The following is an 18,700-nucleotide window of genomic DNA, read 5'->3' as shown; positions in this document are numbered from 1 at the left end:
CAGTCCGACCTGGCCCAGCGGGGCCGCCCCATGGACGAGGACCCTGGCGCGAGGTGACCTTGGGGCCTCCCTGGCAGAGCCGGAAGATGCCCTCACTGTCGAGTTAACTCGATGTGAACACTCTCGGCGTATCTCGCCACGACCTCGGGGTCACCGCCGTCGTTGAGGAACGCAACGGGTGAGTGGCCGTCCAGTTCCTCGGCCGGCATGCGGAGGTACACGACGATCGTCCACGGGTCTTGGTCGCGCAGAATCGTCAAGAGAGCCGCTCTATTGCGGGGATGACTCTGACCTCTCCTTCGTGCAGATGAAACTGCATCACCGGGTACCAGACGCGACCATCGCTGTCGCGAGACGAGACGCCCAGGAGCGTCCCGGCCCGACGGCGCACCGCCAACTCCTCGGGTGAAGCCTTGAGAACGGCCTGCGTGTGCTCTTCGGTCCACAGTTGGGCGGCGAGGTCGGCCAGTTCCTCACCGGGCGCACATCCCTCAATATCGGTCATGTCGTCGTCGCTTCGCTTGCTCGAGCTGTCTAGGTGTGACCAGGCAACTGCTCTTGACCGGGCTTCGCCGCGGACCGCACCCACCACGGTCGCGTGCGACTTACGCATCGCTCACCTTCACGATCGACGCAATCTGACTCAGAAGTCGTCCGGCGCAGTCAGGGTTCGCAAGTCCAAGAGCCGGACGTTGCCGTCGTGACCTTGCATGTGGAGCGCCCAGATCGTGGTGTCATGGTCGACGGCTGGCAGACGCACCCTCGCTTCGTCCGCTACGTGGTAGTGCCCGTGCACCAGCAGCTTGGGGCAAACGCCCTGGAGCGCGTCAGTGATTCTTCGGCTGCCCTCCCGCGCGTAGGTGAGCGCATCGTCTGGCCATCCCATCGGATTCGTGGCCACGATCGCCGCGACCTGCGGGGTGCACCACGGCGGGCTGGGGGCGTCGTGGGTGACCATGACGTCCGCGTAGCCGCCCGCGATCGTTTGAGCGACATCGTCGTCGGTGATCTGTTCTTCGGGCCACCAGTCCTTACCCTTGACCCGCATGTCACGGTCGAGGGACGCGGCGCCTCCGAGGGCCACGAACGTCCGGCCCCCCATCTCCCATCGCCAGCCTCGCGGCATCACCGAGATGTGCTCGGTGATGTGGATCGGAAGCAGGCTGCCGTCGGGGGCGTGCCGTTTCGGATTGGCCCAGAGGGTGGTGAGCCGGCCCCAGTCCTCGTGGTTCCCGGGCACCACCATGAGTGAGATGCCGTGGTCCCGGCAGACCGCATCCACGGCACGCAGGTACCGCTTGCCGCTCGCTCCGGGCCAGATGCCGAAGTCCCCGACGTGGACGACGATGTCGATTCCGCGCTCACCGAGCGACTGGAGCCGCGCGATCGCCCACACGGTGTCGCCGTGCCAATCGCCCGCGACCGCGACGACGCGCGAGACCTGTGGAACGTCCCCAGACGAAGGTACTTCCGGCGAGGCGGATTCAGCACGCCTACCGACATCTCCGGGTTCCCCGACGGGAACCTCGGTGTCCCAGTCGTCCCACTCGTTTCGCTGACGAGGCGGATGGTTGGCGCAGGTGACTCGGCCGCCTTCTGTGTCGTGACCGCAGATCATGCAGAGGCGCCCCACTAAGAGGTGGTCGTTGCATGCATCGATCGCGGCTGTAGCCCAATCGAGTTGTCGACCGGCTTCGAGAGCGAACTGGTCACGCCAGTTGGCGATGGCCGGCCCGTCGAGGTCATCGTGCCGAAGGCTGTCCGTCAGCTGGTGGAGGGAGGCCGGTAGTGGATTCATCGCGAGCGCTCCTCGCCGTGCGCGCGGCCGGCCCGAACCGACCCCGGGGATGGTTGACCGGTAGACGACGGCGCGCCTCGTCCATGCCCGCCCTGAGCCCCGTCCAGGGCGCCACTTGGATCCCGCGGCCCTGGCTCGGTCCCGTCTGGCTCGCGGAGAAAGGAGTCGTAGAGGTCACCGGGTAGGCCGCTGCCGCGGTCGCACTCGTGCAGGTACTCCGGCTCTAGCCCCGCTTGCTGGAGCAGGTCGGCGACGCGTCGGAGGCCGCACGCCCTCAACGTCGGTGGCCCACTGGTACTGGCGCGTTCCGGGGCCCTTCCCGGCGGTTGTCGTCCGTCTGTGGGATCCCAGGCCGTGATGCCGGTGTCGTGCGGTTCAGGTTGCGTCGTCATGAGCCCGGTCTCCCGGCCTCTAGGCCGGTGAGGGGCGTCTGCCTGATCAGGGCGTGTAGCTGACGTCCAACGTCGGTGATGTCGATGCGGTGGGTGCCTCGGTCGAGGAGGGTGATCTCGAGTTCGCGTTCCAGCGACCGCATGGATTCGGTCATCGAGGACTGGCGAAGACCGACACGGGCTGCGGCTCCGGTGATGTTTCCGGTCTCGGCGACGACGGCGAAGCGGGCCAGCTTGACCGCGAGGCGTTCGGCAGCGAGGGATTGGCCTGAGAGGGCGAAGCTGACTGCTTGCTCGAGCGTGAGTCCGGCGGCAAGGGAGTCGGGCTGGCTGCTGGTGTTGCGGCAACGTCGGCCAGCCCATCCGTCGAGTAGTCGATCCATCTGTGGTTCGGGCATGAACCAGGCGTCGTCGCTGGTCCGGCTGGGCGCCCAAGTGATGGGTTCGTCCAGGCAGTTGACCAGCAACGCTCGTTCGGCTCGCTTCAGCAGGGCCTCAGGCGGATCCGTCTCCCAGGACTGGCGTTGGCGCGTGTAAGCGATGCGGTGGCTGGCATGCAGTTCAAGGCGCTCCGGGCTGAGGAGAATGTCGTTTCCGGTGAGTTGCTCGTAGACCCACCACCCCATGAATCGTGCGAGTCGAGGAGTCGGGCGGACACCCAGTTCCCGGGCGATGCGTCGAGCCGTGCGGCCTGCGGGGACCACAGGTTGAGCGAAAGTCCGGCGCCGACGGGCGTAATCGATCGGCACCCGCGCGGCGATGAGGGCTTCGTGGAGCGTGAGGAGGTCGTCGAAGATCTCCGTGTCGTCGGGGTCGTCGAGTCTCAGGACGATGTTCATGCCATGTTTGACTCGTCCCGCCAGGTGGGGGTGGCCGAGTCGCTGGCATGCTCGCCGGAGGTTGGGGTCGGTGCCGACCGTGAGCAGTGCGGCACTGGCTGCAAGACCTGTGTAGCTGTCTTGCCGAAGGCCGTGCTGGTCGAGGACGTCGGGCCACATCCGAGCGGGGACCTTACTCGGGTCCAGCGGGGGGCGTGGACGTCCATCGGGTAGCAGGCGCGCGGTTCTGATCCGGATGGAGCGAGCCTGACCACGCCAGGTTCGGCTGACATTGAGGTGGAGTGCCATGGCGAGAGCCCATGAGACTCGACGACTGCTGGCGCCGCTGGCAGCGGTGGCTCTGGCGCCGTCAGGTAGCACGCCGAGGAGTTCTCGTGCGGCGTCGATGGTGGGGCTGGTGACGATCCTGATAGCGGCGCACGCGATGAGGGCGATGGCGACCGGCGAGAGGGAAAGGTCGCGGAGTCGCGCTGCGGGGCTGGCAGTCACGGTGAGCCCAAGGTGCGGTACCCACTGACGCAGGGCATGGGCCAGGGCGTCTCGGTCCCCGCCTCCCAAATGCGGGCAACCCACCATGACGTCGGCGTAGGCCGCCGGAATGTCCTGGGCAGGCAGGTAGACGGCGAGTATGCGGGTGAGCCCGGCGACGTCGTTGAGCCACTCGATCCGTGAGACCGGCCGGCCGAACGCGAGGGCCGTGGCGTGCTGGTCGTGGATGACCCCGTGCACGACCGCTTGGGCGGCGAGGACGGGTGCGATCACGGCCGGTTCGTCCCATCCGGTGTCGGCGGTGGCGTTCGCGAGGATGACGGTGGCGCAATCGCACCCATCGACCGTCGACACCGCGTGGTCGCCGCGAGTGGGGGTCAGGGGATGTCCCGCTGCGCGGGAGCGGACCGGACGCTGACAGTGTGGACACCTGGTCAGCAGCAACCGTCGGTGTCGAAGGCAAGCGAAGCTCCACTGCAGATACCAGGCGAGGTTCCACCGCAGGCCGCGCTCGTTCAGGCAGTCGGGGCAGTACCGGGCGCCGGAGCCGCGGGCCCAGACACCGGTCCCGTGTCCGCGCTTGTCGTGCGGGGGCATGAGTTGCACGTCGAGGTAGCGCCGCAGGGTCATGGCCGGCCAGCGGGCGGTGGGGATTCCGGTGGCCGCGGAGAGGGCGTCAGCGTCGCGCGCGGTGATGTCGCGGACCAGTGCGTAGGCCGTGCTGGCCGTCAGGCCGAGGTGGCGGTGCAGGCTGCGGTGCGGAATCCCGAGCCCGTGAGCGACGTATTCCAGGTATCCGTCGAGTGGCTCTCCGGGCAGGGGGGCGGGTGCGTACGCCAGCCGGGACACAGGCGAGAGAAGTGCGGGCTCCGCGGCGGGCGCAGCGTTCTGGTAAGTGTTGGGTGCTGGCGTGGTGGCTTGCGTGTCCGCGACGCTGGTCATGGCCGGGCCCTCAGATCGGCGGCGTCGGTGTGCATCGTGGCGGCTTCGGCGCGGACGTGGTCTTCGGTCAGGACCCCGTTGTTGTCGGCGATGGCTTCGACGGTTGCGCGCTTGAGGGTGTTGAGGATGCTTCCGGGCCTGCCCTCAAGGGCGACGGTGATGTCTCGGATGAGTCGGGGTTCGAGGAGGCAATCGACCTGGAGGTCGGGGACCGCGTTCATCCTCCTGGCGAAGTGGGCGACCAGTTCGGTCGCGTCTCTTCCCTGGCCGCGGCGCAGCGGGGTTAGGCGGAGCTCGAAGTGGCGGCGTTGGAGTTGTTGGACGGTGTCGTTGTTGCGTCCCGGGTCTCGCAGGAGTGCTGAGCGTTCCATCTGGATGCCGACGAACACGAAGGGGACGGGCAGGTGCAGGAGGTGGCGGAGCCCGTCGACCAGCCGGGAGGCGCTGTCGGAGACGCGGCGGTACATCTGGGCGTCATCGACAACGATGAGGATCGTCCCGATCAGGACCAGAAGGTGGCTGAGGATCTGGTGGAGCTCCTTCTCGCTGCCGCTATCGGGGATTCCGCAGGCTCGTGCGATGGAGGCAAGTAGGCCGCGGGCCTCTTGGGTCGAGGTCGCCTCGACGTAGACGTACGGGGTCCGCAGATACCCGTCGACGGTGCGTTGTCGCCACTTCAGCTCGGGGTTGCGGCACCGATTCAGCAGCACTTGGGTCACCGCGGCGCTCTTCCCGAGGTGGGATGGGCCGCTGATGGCGAGCCAGCACTCGTTGGTGCCCGCGTGTTGGCGGATCACCTTGTCGAACGCGGCGTCGACTTGGGCCTCGTAGGCCGTGCGGATGTGTTGGGTGTGGATCCACGCGAACAGGGCGTCCTGGCCCTCAGGCGGCGGTCCGCTGCGCAGGCGATGGATGTCCTGCCATCGATCGTGGTCAGAGAAGGACAGGTGCATCGCTACCCCTCCAGATCCCATGGGTCGGGGTCGTCGACTGCGTTCTCCCCCCATGTCGTCTTCGATGTCTCGGACGCGATAGTCCGCGAGGGCGTCCTCGAACTCATCGAGAGGCCAACCGGCGCCCCAGGGGTCGGCAACGGTGGATGGCTCCGTCTTCAATGCGCGGCGCCGGGCCGGGCGCATTGGCACCACGTTCTCCGGGCTGAGACCGTCGTCCTTCCAGGCGTTGGTGAACAATTCGATGAGGTCGGCTCGGTGGCTGCCCATCGCGTTGTGACTCGGCCACTTCTGTCCGGTCAAGGTCCGGAGCATGGCATGGCGTACCTCCTCGAAGGAGCCCACGACTCCGCTCGCGGCACCGGGCGCGTGGAGGGTGCGGACCTGGAACGTCCCGGGCTGTGGCCAGTAGAGACGGCCGGGAGCGTCGGGGTCGTAGTAGAAGGTGAGCGGACGAGAGACGCCACGCCCGGAGGACGCTTTGATCAGGTCCTCGTATCCCTCGCAGGTGTGGCGGCGCTTCTGCCAGGTGACGCCGTCGTCCTGTGGGGACAGGGAGACGTTCTTCAGCAGCCTGAGTGGAAGGGTCGGGTCGGAGAGGACGCGAAGTGGAACCCCTCGGGTAAGCGAGATGGTGACCGCTTCGAGCGGTGTCAGGTGCCGTCGCGGGGCGAGGTCGTGGGCGAGTCCGGTATGGGGCTGAGTCGCGATCCAACGACACCAGGCACGCAGAGCCGACTGCGCCGCCGGGAGCCACAGCAGGGTCCGGCTCTCTTGGTGCGGCCGGTTCTCGACCGTGTTGCCGATGTGCCCAGGCAGTAGTTGGCAGAACTCGGCGAACTTCCTGATGTGAGACTCGATGTACGCCTTATCGGTCGGTTGCATCGTCCGGGCCCACCGCACCTGGATACCGAGCATCGCGCAGAAGGCGATGAAGTAGCCGTTCTCCTCCTCCGCGCCGTGGTCGAGGACGATGCAGCCCGGGAGAGCCGCGGGCGGGTCCCCGTCGACCACCCAGGCATTGACGTCGATGCTGCTTGGCACTGCCGGCATGGGGGTCCCCCCGGGAGACCCGGACCACAGGCCGTCACCGCCAAGCATGCCCCACAGCAGAAGCGCCAGATGGATGCCTCGTGGTGGTGTGGGGACCAGCCGCACCCACAGGTAGCGGGTACTGGTGCAGACCGCGAACACGGCCCAGACCCGCAGCGGACCGTCTGGAGTCCAGATCTGGAAGTCGTTCTTCGTCGAGTCCATCTCGACGCGATCGGCGAAGTCCAAGGCACGGTGCCGCACGCCGTCGATCTTCGGTCGGTTGCTCTGCTGCTGCCGCGTTTTGGCAGTGCGCTGGTTGCGGCCACGGTTCAACTGCCGCACTAGCCGGACGAACGTGTCATAGGAGAGCGCCTCGACGTCGAGCGGCAGGATCGCCCCGCCTGGGCCAGGCATTCCGGCGGCCCTGCCCACCAGTCCGCGGCGGCGAAGCTCGGCGAGCACCAGCGCGTGCTCGTTCACCAGAGACTTCTTGCTCTGTAGATGTCGATCGCGGAAGTGATCACGTACGACTGCGAGGACCTCCGGCGACACCTCGGCCGCTCCAGATGCTCGCAGGTGTCGGGTCACGTGGTCGATCAGCCCGATGGCTCCTTGCGTTTTGTACCGTCGGAGCCAGCGGCCGAGTTTGTCGTCGGTGAGAGCCAACTCGGCCTTCTTGGCGCGGCGGCGCTCGGCTTCGGTCGTGATCTCGGCGTCGTATCGGGGATCAAGGGTGGCATCGCTCGGCCCGGTGCGTCCGTAGAGGACGTCGATGACGTGACACTCGCGCTGACGGGCCAGTCGGCGCTGGGCCCTGCTCACCCAATGCAACAGCTCGGTGCTCGGATCCGGAGCGATCCAGTTCGAGGTCATTCTGAAGTGCGCAGCCTGGTCGGCGAGGACGTCCTGAATGGGGCGGTGGCGGACCTCTCCGTCCTCACTGACGATCACGGCCACCGATCCGTCAGGCTCCATGACGTGCTTCAGGACGACCCTCTCGACACCATCAGAGCCGTCCAACACAGAACCCGGCGCGAGGTCCATGCTGAACGCCCGGCCACCTGAATCGTGCGCATCGCCCACCGTCACGCCGCGCACCCCGTGTCACGCTCGCACGCTGTCCACCGAAGCTCCGTGGCGAGACTGAGCGGCCTGTTGAGGTCTGCCTGGCATTCGCCGGTCGCCAGAAGGTGCTTCACGACCTGCTGTCCGATCCGAAGTGACAGCAACGAGTAGTCGCAGTGGCCCGTCCTGCCACCGGACCAACCTCTCGACGAGTTCACAACGGTGCAGGCCCCGCCCGCGGTCTCGGGTCGGGCGCGCACGACCGCCGAGCACTCGTCGGCCAAGAATGGATTGGGCCACCGGTACCGGGAGAGCAGCAATAGGTTCTGCGCCATCTGCGGGCTCACATCGCCCAACACCTGGTATTTGATTCCTGCAAGCCGACAGGTCTCGGCCGTCAGCCCCAGTACGAGCCTGACCCACGGCTCGCCCTGCTGATCGTCGCGTTTGACGTCAGACAACTCCAGTCGCCCGTCCCTGATCGCCGCAAGATCAGGCACGTGATGGAGGTGGCCTTCTCGGTGCGACCAGACCATCGCGCACGGCTGCGCAAACAAGGCCGTAACGGCGGGATCGAAGCTCTGCCTTGTCAGGTGATGTAGTTCGAGGAGGGACTCCACCGACAGCATCAGCACGTAGCCGTCGCGTATCACGGGGTACATCCCGATCGCATTCGGCGCGCCTTTGTAGGTCCCCACCCGCCGCACGGGCAGCAGGTCAAGCGACCGCGGAGTCGCCATCTCTCCGACCGGTTGAGTCACCGCCAGACCACCGACGTTCCAGATCACGGAGCAGCACGCCGGACTCAGCTCGCCAGACTGAATCAACTCCGCCGCCCGCTCCCTGGGCAGGTTCTTCCCCAACAAAGCCCGCACTGAGGTCGGCATTCGCTGCGTCCCGCGCCTCGCCGTTGCCCGCGGCATCGCCGGATGCGGCTCCGGCAACCCATATCGAGTCGGCTCGATCTCAGTCTCGACGGCCGCTAGCTCAGCTCCCCGATGCGTCCCGGGCGAGGAGGTCATCGCCTATTCCAGACGCGCTTGACTCTGCTTTTCCGACGCTGCTCCCACCGGAGGTCTGCGACTGGACGGTCCGATGAGCCGAAGGGAGCCGGATGCTCCACCTCAACGAGCGCGGGAGCGTCGCGTCCAACCGGCGACCAGCTCATCACCGCGAGCGCGACCACGCCAACGGACTCGCCCCTGACCACGCCCAGCGCGGTCCGGCGGGCGCCAAGGCGGCTGCCGTCCTTAGCTCGTTCACATCGCCAACGCGCAGCCAAATGCGCGACACTGTTCAAAGCAGCGCCCTCCGTGTAGCTCACCCAGTTTCCGCGAGGGCGCTGCAAGTGAAGCCCGCTCCACCGTTGCCGCGGTCCGAGCGGGCTTTGCGCTTCTCAGCGCTCAACTCGCGGCTACTCGCGGCTCCCAGCGTACGGGATGAAGCCGGGTTAGAACAGTATTTGCGCCCACTGCCCGGGACGCAGATGCATTGGGCTGCTAGGGGGTTCGGCACGCCCGCCGTCCATTTGCGCACGATCCATCGTGTTAATACACCTGACCTGCGATAACATCGTCGCATGAGTGGAGACGCGCCTAGTGTCGCCGTGGTGGACCGGGCCGGCTTGGGCTTCCTTCGGCCGAGCGCAAAGGAACGGAAGGAGGGTGGACTCAATCCCGACGGCCGTTCGGTGGCCACCCCTTGCCGGCTTCCTGAGTGCCACATGCTCGTGGAGCGGCGCTCGGGACCGGGCCGCGCAAAGTGGTTCTGTGGCCCTGAACACCGACGAATGTTCCAGCGCCGAGGCGAAGCGCTAGATCGGGCGCTCCTGGAACTTGAGATTGAACTGGAGGACCCGGCAAGAAGGCGACGCTCCACCGTCGTAGACGGTAACTGGTTGCGCGAGCTGCGCCGCCAGTACGACCCAATGCCCTTGGACGCGCCGGCCGACGTGCCAGAACGCGAGATTCCGGCACTCATCTGGTCAATCGTTCGCAAGATCGCCGGACGACCACTGGCCCCTGACGTGTGCCCGCTATGCGCCGGGACCGGCAAACAGATGCGCCACCTCTCCTTCTGGTCATACCGCGCGCATCGCAGACTGGGGCCAGACGAGATCCTCGACGCGGCCTACCAGATGCTTGAAGACTGGGCGATCGTCGAAGGTAGGCCCGGCGCGATTGTGCGCGCACAGCAAGAGATCGCCACCCTGCGCGACAGCGGCTCGAACTCAGGACCCCTATGAGCCACTAGGCATCTGCCTCGCCGGCGCTCCGGCCCCGGATCGATGCTGATCGGCATGTGGGCCAAGCGTGACGCGGCCGACGGTTCGATCATTGACGCTATTCGGTCCCGCAGTCGGCGGCCGCTGCCAACCTGACCGACTTGCAGACATCGAGATCACCGACGATCAGACGACAACCGCGGCGACGGCGACACCCACCCCATCCACGCCCGGAGTGTAGGCGGCAGGCCGTGCTTGCTGGCGACGGCCGTCAATAGCACGACGCGCTCTGACACTGCGCCGTCTGGTGGCGAGATGACGCAGTGTCAGCGCCGCGATCTGTGATCGGGGTTCGACGGCGGTTCGTTGAGGTTAGACGTAAGGCGATCTTGGACCTCCCGACTGATGTGCTCCGCGTGGCGTCCGATCTGGCCGATGTACCAGCTCTTCACGGATGGCACGAAGGCGATGCCGATGACGAGCGCCAGCGCGATCCGCCTCCGGGCACGCTTCGACGGCACGAAGTCGTAATCGCTGGCGTCGAAGATGTCCACCGGCGCACCGTCTCACCGACCACCGACAGTTCGGAGAGACGGGCAATAGAGATCCATCGGCCCACTAGGCCAGGCCAGCACAGGTGGACGCGGAAAGGCGGCGGTAAGACGCGAGATGGGTCTCCGTACTGCTGACGGGGTCAGGTGACATCTCTGTCGGCCAAAGATCCCAGATCGACTCCAAAGGCGTCTTCGATAAACGCAGTGGTGGTCGGTTGGGCATCTAGCGATGCCCGTATATGCGTGGTCGTGTAGAGGCCACTCTTCGGGACCCACTTGGCCTCTGCCCTCTCTACTGCGTGCACCCATTCGACGGCGACGACGTACTCGCAGGTCGCGTTGTTGTCAGCATCGTGTGCCAGGTTGGGTTCGACAAGGTCGTACTCTCCGAGCGCTTTGCCCTTGTGCCGGTACAACGGGTATGGGACGGCCGGCGACCGCACGAGGCCTACGCCGACATAGCCAGCCCCCTTGAGGTAGGCGACCACTACATCGCCCTCTTCAAGCCCGCGAAGTGGGTCGCTCCACTTCGGCTTGCCGCCCGCCGCTAAGAAGCCGAAACGAAGACAGTCGTCCCAATTGCGGGTCTCGCCTTCACCGACGTTGACGTAGTAGATGCCGTTTTCGAAATCGAAGCGCGCGAGTCGTTTGTGAAAAGTGTCGCGCGGCCGGAACTTTTCGACGTATTGACCTGACGCAACATTCGTCAGCGTGCGACCCAGCTTCCAGATGAGGGTGGTCTCGACCATCAGCGCTTCGGCCGATGTGAGGCCCCTAGCGATGATCCGGATGATGGGCTCGAGTCCCTCCTGCTGGATCGCCTTGATGCGCGCGACCTTGACGGAGTCGCCGGTGTCCTGGAGATGTGCCTGGCTGCGCGACCCCTTGCCCTTGCCGTAGTAGAACTCCTCCAGGTTGCGCGGGTCGATGTACACGTAAACGTAGTAGCGATCCGACATGTCCACAGTTTCCTCCTAGGGGCCTATGAGTCTCGCGCTTCGCTGACCTCGCGCCCGCTGGCGGCGGTATGGCGCGGACGGGCGACTGCCTCGGCCGGTGGCGGGCATAACGACGAGTCGACGACCGAGCGAGCCGTTCGTTTGGTTCGATGTCCCTGTGAGTCTCGAGCCACCCCCGCCGCCAGCATTGTCAGGAAGTGAGAAGTTCGTCGGGGCCAGTGCCTCTGTCGTGGACTTCTGGCGTTTCGCAATGAGCGATCTCCGGACCAACAACGTTCGCGGGTACCTTGCCGAGTTCCTCGTCGCCCGTGCAGTGGGTTCGCGCGCGGCTCGCGTCGAGTGGGATCCCTGGGACGTGACCGCCCCCGACGGCACGCGAATCGAGGTGAAGTCCTCCGGGTTCGTACAAGCATGGACACAGAAGCAAATCAGCAGGCCCAGCTTCCAGGTAACCGCCGCGTACCGGTGGGACGCCGTCACCGGTACCTCGTCGCCGGACCAGGCCTTCAATGCGGACGTGTACGTCTTCTGTCTGCACACTGCGACCTCCCATGATCACTACGACCCGCTCGACGTGGGGCAGTGGAAGTTCTACGTGGCGACTCGCCTGCTCGTCGAGGCTCAAGCCGGCGCAAGGATGGGCTTGTCCACGCTTGCACGAATCTGCGGCGAGCCAGTCATGTATGACGGTCTCGCCACCAGCATCGCGACGGCCGCTACTGGCCAGAACCCGCAGGGAGCCGGCTGAAGTCCTCGACGCCAGTCAAGCGACCAATTGCTCGGTCTTCCGCAGCGATGTGACGCAGGGTTAGTAGCAAGCGGTGCGCGGCAGGACCGAGCGGATCAGGTGTCCCCGCATGGCGCGGCCCCGGCGCTCGGGACCGCGGTGGAGCCCCCGGTTGCGCCTCAGTCGCCTTCCATGTCGTTGTCTTCGTCCTCGAAGTGCCGCACCGTGATGCCGGACTGGATGCGGTTCTTGTCGAGTGCCTCTTCGAGGCGTTCGTACAGGTCTGGACGAATGATGAGGTCCGTGCCGTGGATCGCCGGGGTAAGAGGGGTGTAGCTGCCGTCGTGGATGAGGAATCCACGCCAGTTGCGCCCAACCAGGGCTGGCCCTTGGCCGTCGATGAGGCAGTGTCGAACTGTCGGAGACTCTGGGCGCAGGTCGAGAAATGCCACGAGTTCGAGTCGAGGCACCAGAGTGAACGGGTGAAGTCCGACGCCGCGGCCGCGGTGGGGTGCGCTCCGCTGGCCTCGGTAGTTGGCCATCGTGGCCAGCGGTCCTTGCAGGTCCTCCAAGATCTCCGCGGCTGAGGCTTGGTCAATGCCCGGGAGCAAGTGGTCGTACGTGGTCAGCCAGATGTTCGGTGGGCTGGTTCCGACAGGCACCGAGTCGATTGAAATGGACGGGTCGGATATCTCGAGGCCAGTCGAGATGAGCAGTTGGCGGTTTGGCTGTTCGGGGTAGGTGGTGGCGAAGGTGGCCTGCCGTTCGAACATGCCGAGTTGAACCCAGTCGTTGTACGGCTTCTCGGCGACACGGACAGGTTCTGCGTCCTGTCCAGCGAGGCGGCGTGTCCGCTCGAGGTCGACCGCGGTCGGCGGCGGCCACTCGTCCTCGCTATCTTGCCAAGGAATGGGCGTCAGTGAACGCGCCAAGAGACGGTGGCGGGTTGCCGGACGGGGAACTCGAGACGATTCTTCGAGGAGTGCCCACCTGGCCGATGGGGCAAGCGGGAACGCGTACCCGGCTTCGAACCTCCGGGCATCGGTTGCCAGGAAGCCTTCGCGGGCGCGTGCTGCTCTAATGCCGGCCGCTGCCTGTTGGAGGGCGTTCTCTGAATCTTCTTCATCGTTGAAGTAGGCGTCGGGGATACTTTGCGACGATGGCGAGCGAAGTTGGCCGATCTGTTCGCTGGAGCGATGCTTGATGGTTTCGACTTGGTCGACCAGGCTTTGGATCACGGCTTCGCGCACGCCGGGTGGTTCGTTGGCGTCGGCGAGGCGTTCGTCCAGGAATAGGTGAACGAGTCCCTCGGCTTGCTCGCGTGGGCTATTCCAGGTCATTCTGCTTCTTCTTCGTGCGCTCGGAGGAGGGCGTGGAACGCGGCACTGACGGACGGTGCCGGGCTGGTAGCAGGCGGTTCCGGGACCGGGCGTCCGTGGATTCCGAGGATCTGGCCCGCTAATGCTCGGACAGACAGGCGGGCGCTTGCCGCGAGTTGGGTGAGTTCCGCGGCGAGGTCGTCTTCGAGTTCGCCGGTGTGTACGTTCACGCGCACTGTTTCGAGCAGCCAGGTGATGCGGCCTGCGTCCAAGCCGTTGCGAAGTATGTATGCGAGCGCGCTTTGGGCGACCTTCGGGCGGACGGTGAGGAGGAACTCGGCGGCTACCAGGGCGAGTCGTATCTGTTCCCGTGTGGCCTGACAGATGGTTGCGAGTGCCAATGTTGCGATGGCAAGGTCGAGGTCGCCATCCGAGTCCGGCACTGGCGTCGGGTGGTAGACGTGCGTACCTGTTACGGCGGTCCCGGGGAGGCGGTGACTGATGATGTCAAACGCCGCGTCCCAGCAGGCGGTGGCGGTGCCGCCGGGGCTGGTCGCAGGCTTCGCGGCGAATGCTGTGATGAGGCCTTGGCTGCTTCCGTATGAGCCGTAGGACGCGGCGGCGACACGGTTGGTGACCGCTGCCGCGAGGACTCGCTCGGCGGTGTCCGGGTCGAGCTCATGGGCCTGTTTCCAGAGTGCTCGGCGCTCCCTGCCTGCGAACTGTCGCCAACCTCCGCCGCCTCGGATGCGTTGGTACGCGGTGGCGAGGCAGTAGCTGGCTACCTTGGCGACCGCTGGGTTGTCGTCGGCGTAGGTGGCGAGGCCTTCTCCGAGATCGGCGAAGATGTCGTTTCGGGCGAACATGGAGATCTCGCGGGCGACGCCGTCGATGAGGACGATTCCGGCCTCGGGCCCGTCGGCGAGTGTCGATTCGAGAATACGGAAGCCGATCGAGTTGGTCGCTGCATCGATGTCCCAGGTGGGTGGCTCGTCTTGGTAGCGCTCGTTGTCGATTGTGTGGGCGATACTGATGGCACCTGCGCGTCCTTCAGGGGCCTCGGGACGTTGGGCTGATGTGAGGCGCTTGAGGAGAGCGTGTGGGTCTGGCGTCGGTTCCGTCGAGGGGAACGAGCTGTTGCTTTCTCGATCTGGGCGAGCTGCTCGCGGATCGAACTCGGGGCCACCTAGGTTCACGACGGCTTGGACGAGGACCTGGTCTACGGCCTCTTTGGACTGGTCGCTCGAATACTGCATCGGCTGGTTGTCATACGACGCGGCGACGTTGTTGGCGAGGACGGCCAGCATCGTGTCGCCGGGTTGGCTATTTCCGCGTTCGGTTTCCAGACGGCAGAGGACTTCCAGGTCGACCGTTGGTGATCGCCAGGCAATGCTTGTGGTGAGCCGCAGTGCGGCGAGGGCGGCGGGGTCTGCCGTCGCGCTGAGGTTCTGCAGCAGGTGCGTCTGCGCTGCTTCTGCTCGGGCGTCCTCGAATCCGATGGTGTCGAGATACAGGTCGGCGGCATCGCGGGCTGCAGCGACCGGGTCGACAGATGCGGCAATCTCCCACCACTCGGTGACGTAGTGCGATGTGTCGCGGCCGTCCGTGTGCTGCCGTACCAGGTAGACCAGGTCGACGAGTCTGGCCAAGCGTGCCCGTGCTTCCGAGACGTCCTCGATGTCTTCGATGCTTGCGACGATCTCAGAGAGCGTGGGGTCTTTGTGGCCGCCGTAGCTCGAGAGCAGGTCGGCTGCTCGGTTCCAGCACTCGCGTGCCTCGTCGGTGGCTCCTGCTGCGATGCAGATGCGGGCGGTCTCGAGTTCGAATGCAGCTTGTTGGCTGTATCCGGTGTGGTCGTCGTCGCGGCGTTCGCGGATGACGGCGAGCAGGGCGTGAATGGCGTCGATGCCGACGTGTTGGGAGACCCGTGCGAGGACTGAGAGTAGGTCGTTGGTGGTCAGCGGACCGTTCTCGCCGAGGCCGAAGTTGGTGCTTGTTGTTGTGCCGTCGCCTACGGCGATGAGGTGGTCGAGGACGGTGTCGAGGTCCGTTTGCTGGACGACGGTGAGGGAGTTCTCGATGACCTGGTGGATGAGGGGATGAATGAAGTACAGGTCGCACGCACGCGGCTTGCCGGTGAAGGGCTTGGCTTCGGCGACAAGGTCGGCGAGTGCGACGACCACGGCAGCTGATGCGTCCTCGGGTGTTGAGGTGCCGGCGCGGACGTCGTCTGCGATTCCGATGGTTGCGACTGTGTAGCGGAGCCATGCCCGGTAGAAGCCGACGCCGGAGAGCTTGCCTCCGATCTTGAGCACGAGGGCTGGGTCGATGACCCGCGCGAGGGTGAGGAGAGCATGCCAGTTCCTGACCGCGGGTTCGTTGGCGGTCCTCTCCTTGAGGATGACGTCCGTGGCGGCGTTCAGCTCGGCTTCGAGATCGGTGATTCCGAGTCCCGCAAGTACATCCTGCGCGGCGATGCCGTGGAAGAGGTACCCGATGGTGTCGAGCGTCGGGTCCAGTTCCCACGCTTGGCGGGCTAGATCGTGGGGGTCGGGGAGCCCAATGGTCCCGTTAGCGGCGAGGTCAGCGAGGGTCAGGTAGGCCACCGCGGCGTTGGCCGGGACCTTCATTGCTGCTGCGACCTGGGGCATGTAGTCGGCGGGCAATCCTGCCGTGAACGTTTCTACGAGGTCAGCCAGGGGCGCCTCAAGCTCGCCTTCCAGGTGCTCGGCGATTGCTGGAATGAGGGACGGGTCGACGTCTTGTCGCTGGGCACGGAGTCGAAGCGCCCCGCGTTGAGCGGCCAGCTGGAGTGTTCCGTCCCGGTCTGAGGAGGAGCTACCCCGCTCCGCCTTCCGCTGCGTCTCCCACCCCTCGATGTACGCCTTCCAGGGAGCCGCTGCGCCAGCTCGGTCGACGGCGTCGCTGATGCGGAGGCCCCATCTCGGGGGGAACGTGGCACGACCGTTGTAGACAAGGCGTTCTGCGACGACCTCGGCACCGAGGATGTTCACGATTACCTCGGCATAGTCGGTGACGGTGTCGGCGAGAGCGTCGTTCTCGTACGTGTCGATTGCCTTGCGGACTTCGATGCAGGTGACGAGCGTCGGCCAGTCCAGGCGCGTTTCGGCCTCGCGTGAGATGACGCAGAGGGCCCGTTGAAGCGCTTCCGGGGAGTGGAACTGCCTGATTCCGTCTGCCACGAACTGGGGACCGACCAGTGCCTTGAGTAGGCCGTACTCGTTGAGGTTCGCGAGAAGGTCAGGGAGGTGGCGGAAGGCTCGGGAGTCGCTGAGGAATCCGCGGTCTTCGAGCCACTTCGCGATGCTGCGGCGAATCGCGGTAGCGGTCTCGTCATCGATGTTGCGGAGGATGTGCCGCGAGAAGCTCTCGTGGTGCAGGCGCAACCCGCCGAGCCCCCTTTGGGTGTTGAGGACTGGGGCAAGCGTCTGAAGGGCGGGAATGACAATGGCTTTGATGGGTGACCCGAGAAGCTCCGCCAGTTCGTCGGGGGTGAGCGAGAAGTCGCACAGCGCGAGCGTGTCTGTGGCGAAACGTTGGTCAGGGGTCATCGCGTCGCGCAGGTAGTCGTAGTACTCCTCAACCGTTGTGGCGGTGTCCGGGACCAGTTCTAGGCGATAGATGAGTTCGTTGACTGTGAGCGGCGCCGGGTTGTCGTCGAGAGGTGATGCGCCAAGTGCGAGCCGGCACAGATAGGTCGCGTAGAGCGCGTTCCCGTTCGAACGGTCGTGGACCAACGTGACGATGGTGTCCTCGTCAGACGAATCGACGGGTCCGCTGCCGTCGGGCGATTCGAGCAGGCCGTGCTTGGCGGCGAGCGCCTTGATTTCGTCTTGGGACATCGGCGGCATCTGGATGGGGTCGGATGCGGGGGCCGCTGGATCGAGGTGGGTTCCGGGCTGGCTTGCGATGAGTAGACAGACGCCGGCGGGGAGGTTGAGGGCAGCGAGCTCCTCGACCAGGAGGCGTGACGGGTCCTTCTCCTGGTTGGTGCTGCGTCCAACGATCCGGTCGACGTGGTCGAGGCCGTCAACGACGAGGAGGACTGGTTTGGCGGGATGGGTTCCGCGGCAGTTCTCCAGTGCCGATCCGAGCGCTTCGATGCTCGTCGCGAACTTGGGCCGCAGATCTTCGATTGCTTCGGGGACCGCTTGTCCGAGCTGGTCGAGGAGACTGCCGATGACGACTTCGGTCAGGACACGTTCCTGTAGGTGATCGTCGCTTGAGCCAAGCCAGCAGTGGTGACGTGCGACCACCCAGGCGCGGTCTCGGTAGCGGTTTGTAAGCTCTTCGCACAGCCACGACTTCCCGACTCCTGGCTCGCCTACGACGACAACTCGTCCGCCGGCGGGCGCTGTGCTGTCGATGTGTTTGCTCACCTCTGTCGCTGCGCCGACACGAGCAACGGCGACTTCAGCTTCGATGGGATGCCCTGCCGTGACGGCTCCAAAGTCGACTCGCAGCCCGAGCCGGGGTTCGATGAGGTCGCGCCGGACGACTCCGGTATCGACTACGCGCGCAGACGTGGCTGCTTGAACGAGTGCATGTGCCGCGAATTCGGGGGAGACATCAGTGTTGGGGATGCGTCCTGCTCCAAGATCTTCTCGGACGCGTCGGAGGAGGGCGCGTTCGGCAGGTCCCGGGTCAGCGAAGCTGATGGTTGAGGACGGTGCGCCTGTGTCGACGATGAGACTGCTGCAAGCGCTACGGAGGTCGTCGTCACTGAGGTGCTTGACCAGTTCGGCCCAGGGCTTGTTGGCGCGCAACGCGGCGGGGTCGAACCGGTACTTCGCCGTTGTGATGCCCGGGAGCGGGTCGGCCGGTCGATCGGACGGGTCGATCGGCCTCAAGACGACTGCGAGGGGGTCGTCGGGTTCTTGATCTCGGACGACGATTCGGTACGTGGTCGCTGGGGACGTAGCAAGGTCCTTGAGGAGGGAGTCGAGGACCCTGCCCAGCTTCAGGTTTCGGCCGTCTTGGGAGAACGTCTCTTTCGAGAGCTGACGGTCTGTAGTTGTGTGCTTGATTTGCAGACGGACTCGGGTCTTGTCCGAATAGGTGATGTTGACGTCGTCAAACCGATCTGACTCGAAACCCTTGGTGTCGACCGTGATGGTCTCCGCGGTACCTAGGAGGAGGTCGACCAGGGCGACTGCGGTGACTAGGTCTTGGTAGAAGTAGCCGTGGTGCGTCGGACCGAGACTCATCGCCTTAAATCTGCCCCTCTACTCCCGCGCGTTGGTTCGCTCGTCAGGAACGTCTAGTTGCGGGCGATGATGGCACGTGCCACCGACCAATCTTGAGATGGCGTCGTTGGCCGGGCCGGGCGAATAGCTGGTCCCCCCGGGATGTAGAGCATCCCCTGCATTCTCATGCCATCTTC

Annotated in this window: 11 protein-coding genes; 2 read left to right on the top strand and 9 right to left on the bottom strand. The window is 65.5% G+C overall.

Features of this window, described 5'->3' with window-relative positions; genetic code table 11:
• Positions 1–256: 256 nt before the first annotated feature.
• The 5 genes from AC3ANS_RS23615 to AC3ANS_RS23595 form a co-directional block, all read right to left on the bottom strand.
• Positions 257–505 (bottom strand): hypothetical protein, encoded by a 249-nt coding sequence (locus AC3ANS_RS23615; RefSeq protein ID WP_488294005.1) that lies wholly within the window; start codon positions 503–505, stop codon positions 257–259.
• A 138-nt stretch (positions 506–643) separates the two neighbouring features.
• A complete protein-coding gene (locus tag AC3ANS_RS23610; protein ID WP_488294004.1) occupies positions 644–1,798 on the bottom strand; it encodes a metallophosphoesterase family protein in 1,155 nt (384 codons plus the stop codon).
• Between the two features lie 388 nt (positions 1,799–2,186).
• Positions 2,187–4,460: a TniQ family protein gene (locus tag AC3ANS_RS23605; protein ID WP_488294003.1), complete on the bottom strand. Its 2,274-nt coding sequence runs from the start codon at positions 4,458–4,460 to the stop codon at positions 2,187–2,189.
• The gene (locus tag AC3ANS_RS23600) at positions 4,457–7,546 is read right to left on the bottom strand and encodes an AAA family ATPase (RefSeq protein WP_488294002.1); all 3,090 of its coding nucleotides are present in this window, start codon (positions 7,544–7,546) and stop codon (positions 4,457–4,459) included. Before AC3ANS_RS23600 ends, AC3ANS_RS23605 begins: the two co-directional genes overlap by 4 nt.
• The gene (locus AC3ANS_RS23595) at positions 7,534–8,301 is read right to left on the bottom strand and encodes a hypothetical protein (protein WP_488294001.1); all 768 of its coding nucleotides are present in this window, start codon (positions 8,299–8,301) and stop codon (positions 7,534–7,536) included. Before AC3ANS_RS23595 ends, AC3ANS_RS23600 begins: the two co-directional genes overlap by 13 nt.
• Before the next feature lie 791 nt (positions 8,302–9,092).
• On the opposite strand from AC3ANS_RS23595, the gene AC3ANS_RS23590 reads away from it, so the two are divergent.
• Positions 9,093–9,758 carry a hypothetical protein gene (locus AC3ANS_RS23590; RefSeq protein WP_488294000.1) on the top strand — a complete coding sequence of 222 codons (666 nt, stop codon included), beginning with the start codon at positions 9,093–9,095 and terminating at the stop codon, positions 9,756–9,758.
• A 305-nt stretch (positions 9,759–10,063) separates the two neighbouring features.
• Here the strand turns inward: AC3ANS_RS23590 and AC3ANS_RS23585 are convergent, their stop codons facing one another.
• On the bottom strand, positions 10,064–10,291 hold the full coding sequence (locus tag AC3ANS_RS23585) for a hypothetical protein (RefSeq protein ID WP_488293999.1): 228 nt from the start codon (positions 10,289–10,291) through the stop codon (positions 10,064–10,066).
• A 140-nt stretch (positions 10,292–10,431) separates the two neighbouring features.
• Complete coding sequence (locus AC3ANS_RS23580; protein WP_488293998.1) at positions 10,432–11,250, bottom strand: GIY-YIG nuclease family protein; 819 nt, start codon at positions 11,248–11,250, stop codon at positions 10,432–10,434.
• A gap of 157 nt (positions 11,251–11,407) precedes the next feature.
• Between AC3ANS_RS23580 and AC3ANS_RS23575 the strand changes: the two genes are divergently transcribed.
• The gene (locus tag AC3ANS_RS23575; RefSeq protein WP_488293997.1) at positions 11,408–11,998 is read left to right on the top strand and encodes a hypothetical protein; all 591 of its coding nucleotides are present in this window, start codon (positions 11,408–11,410) and stop codon (positions 11,996–11,998) included.
• Positions 11,999–12,156: 158 nt separating this feature from the next.
• On the opposite strand, the gene AC3ANS_RS23570 is transcribed toward AC3ANS_RS23575, so the two are convergent.
• On the bottom strand, positions 12,157–13,317 hold the full coding sequence (locus AC3ANS_RS23570; RefSeq protein ID WP_488293996.1) for a hypothetical protein: 1,161 nt from the start codon (positions 13,315–13,317) through the stop codon (positions 12,157–12,159).
• Complete coding sequence (locus AC3ANS_RS23565; protein WP_488293995.1) at positions 13,314–18,524, bottom strand: AAA family ATPase; 5,211 nt, start codon at positions 18,522–18,524, stop codon at positions 13,314–13,316. Before AC3ANS_RS23565 ends, AC3ANS_RS23570 begins: the two co-directional genes overlap by 4 nt.
• Between the last annotated feature and the right edge of the window lie 176 nt (positions 18,525–18,700).

The organism is Nocardia sp. 149-1B, assembly GCF_057747975.1.
Note: the sequence above shows the minus strand (reverse complement) of the source record. Positions and strands in the feature narration are given on the sequence as shown.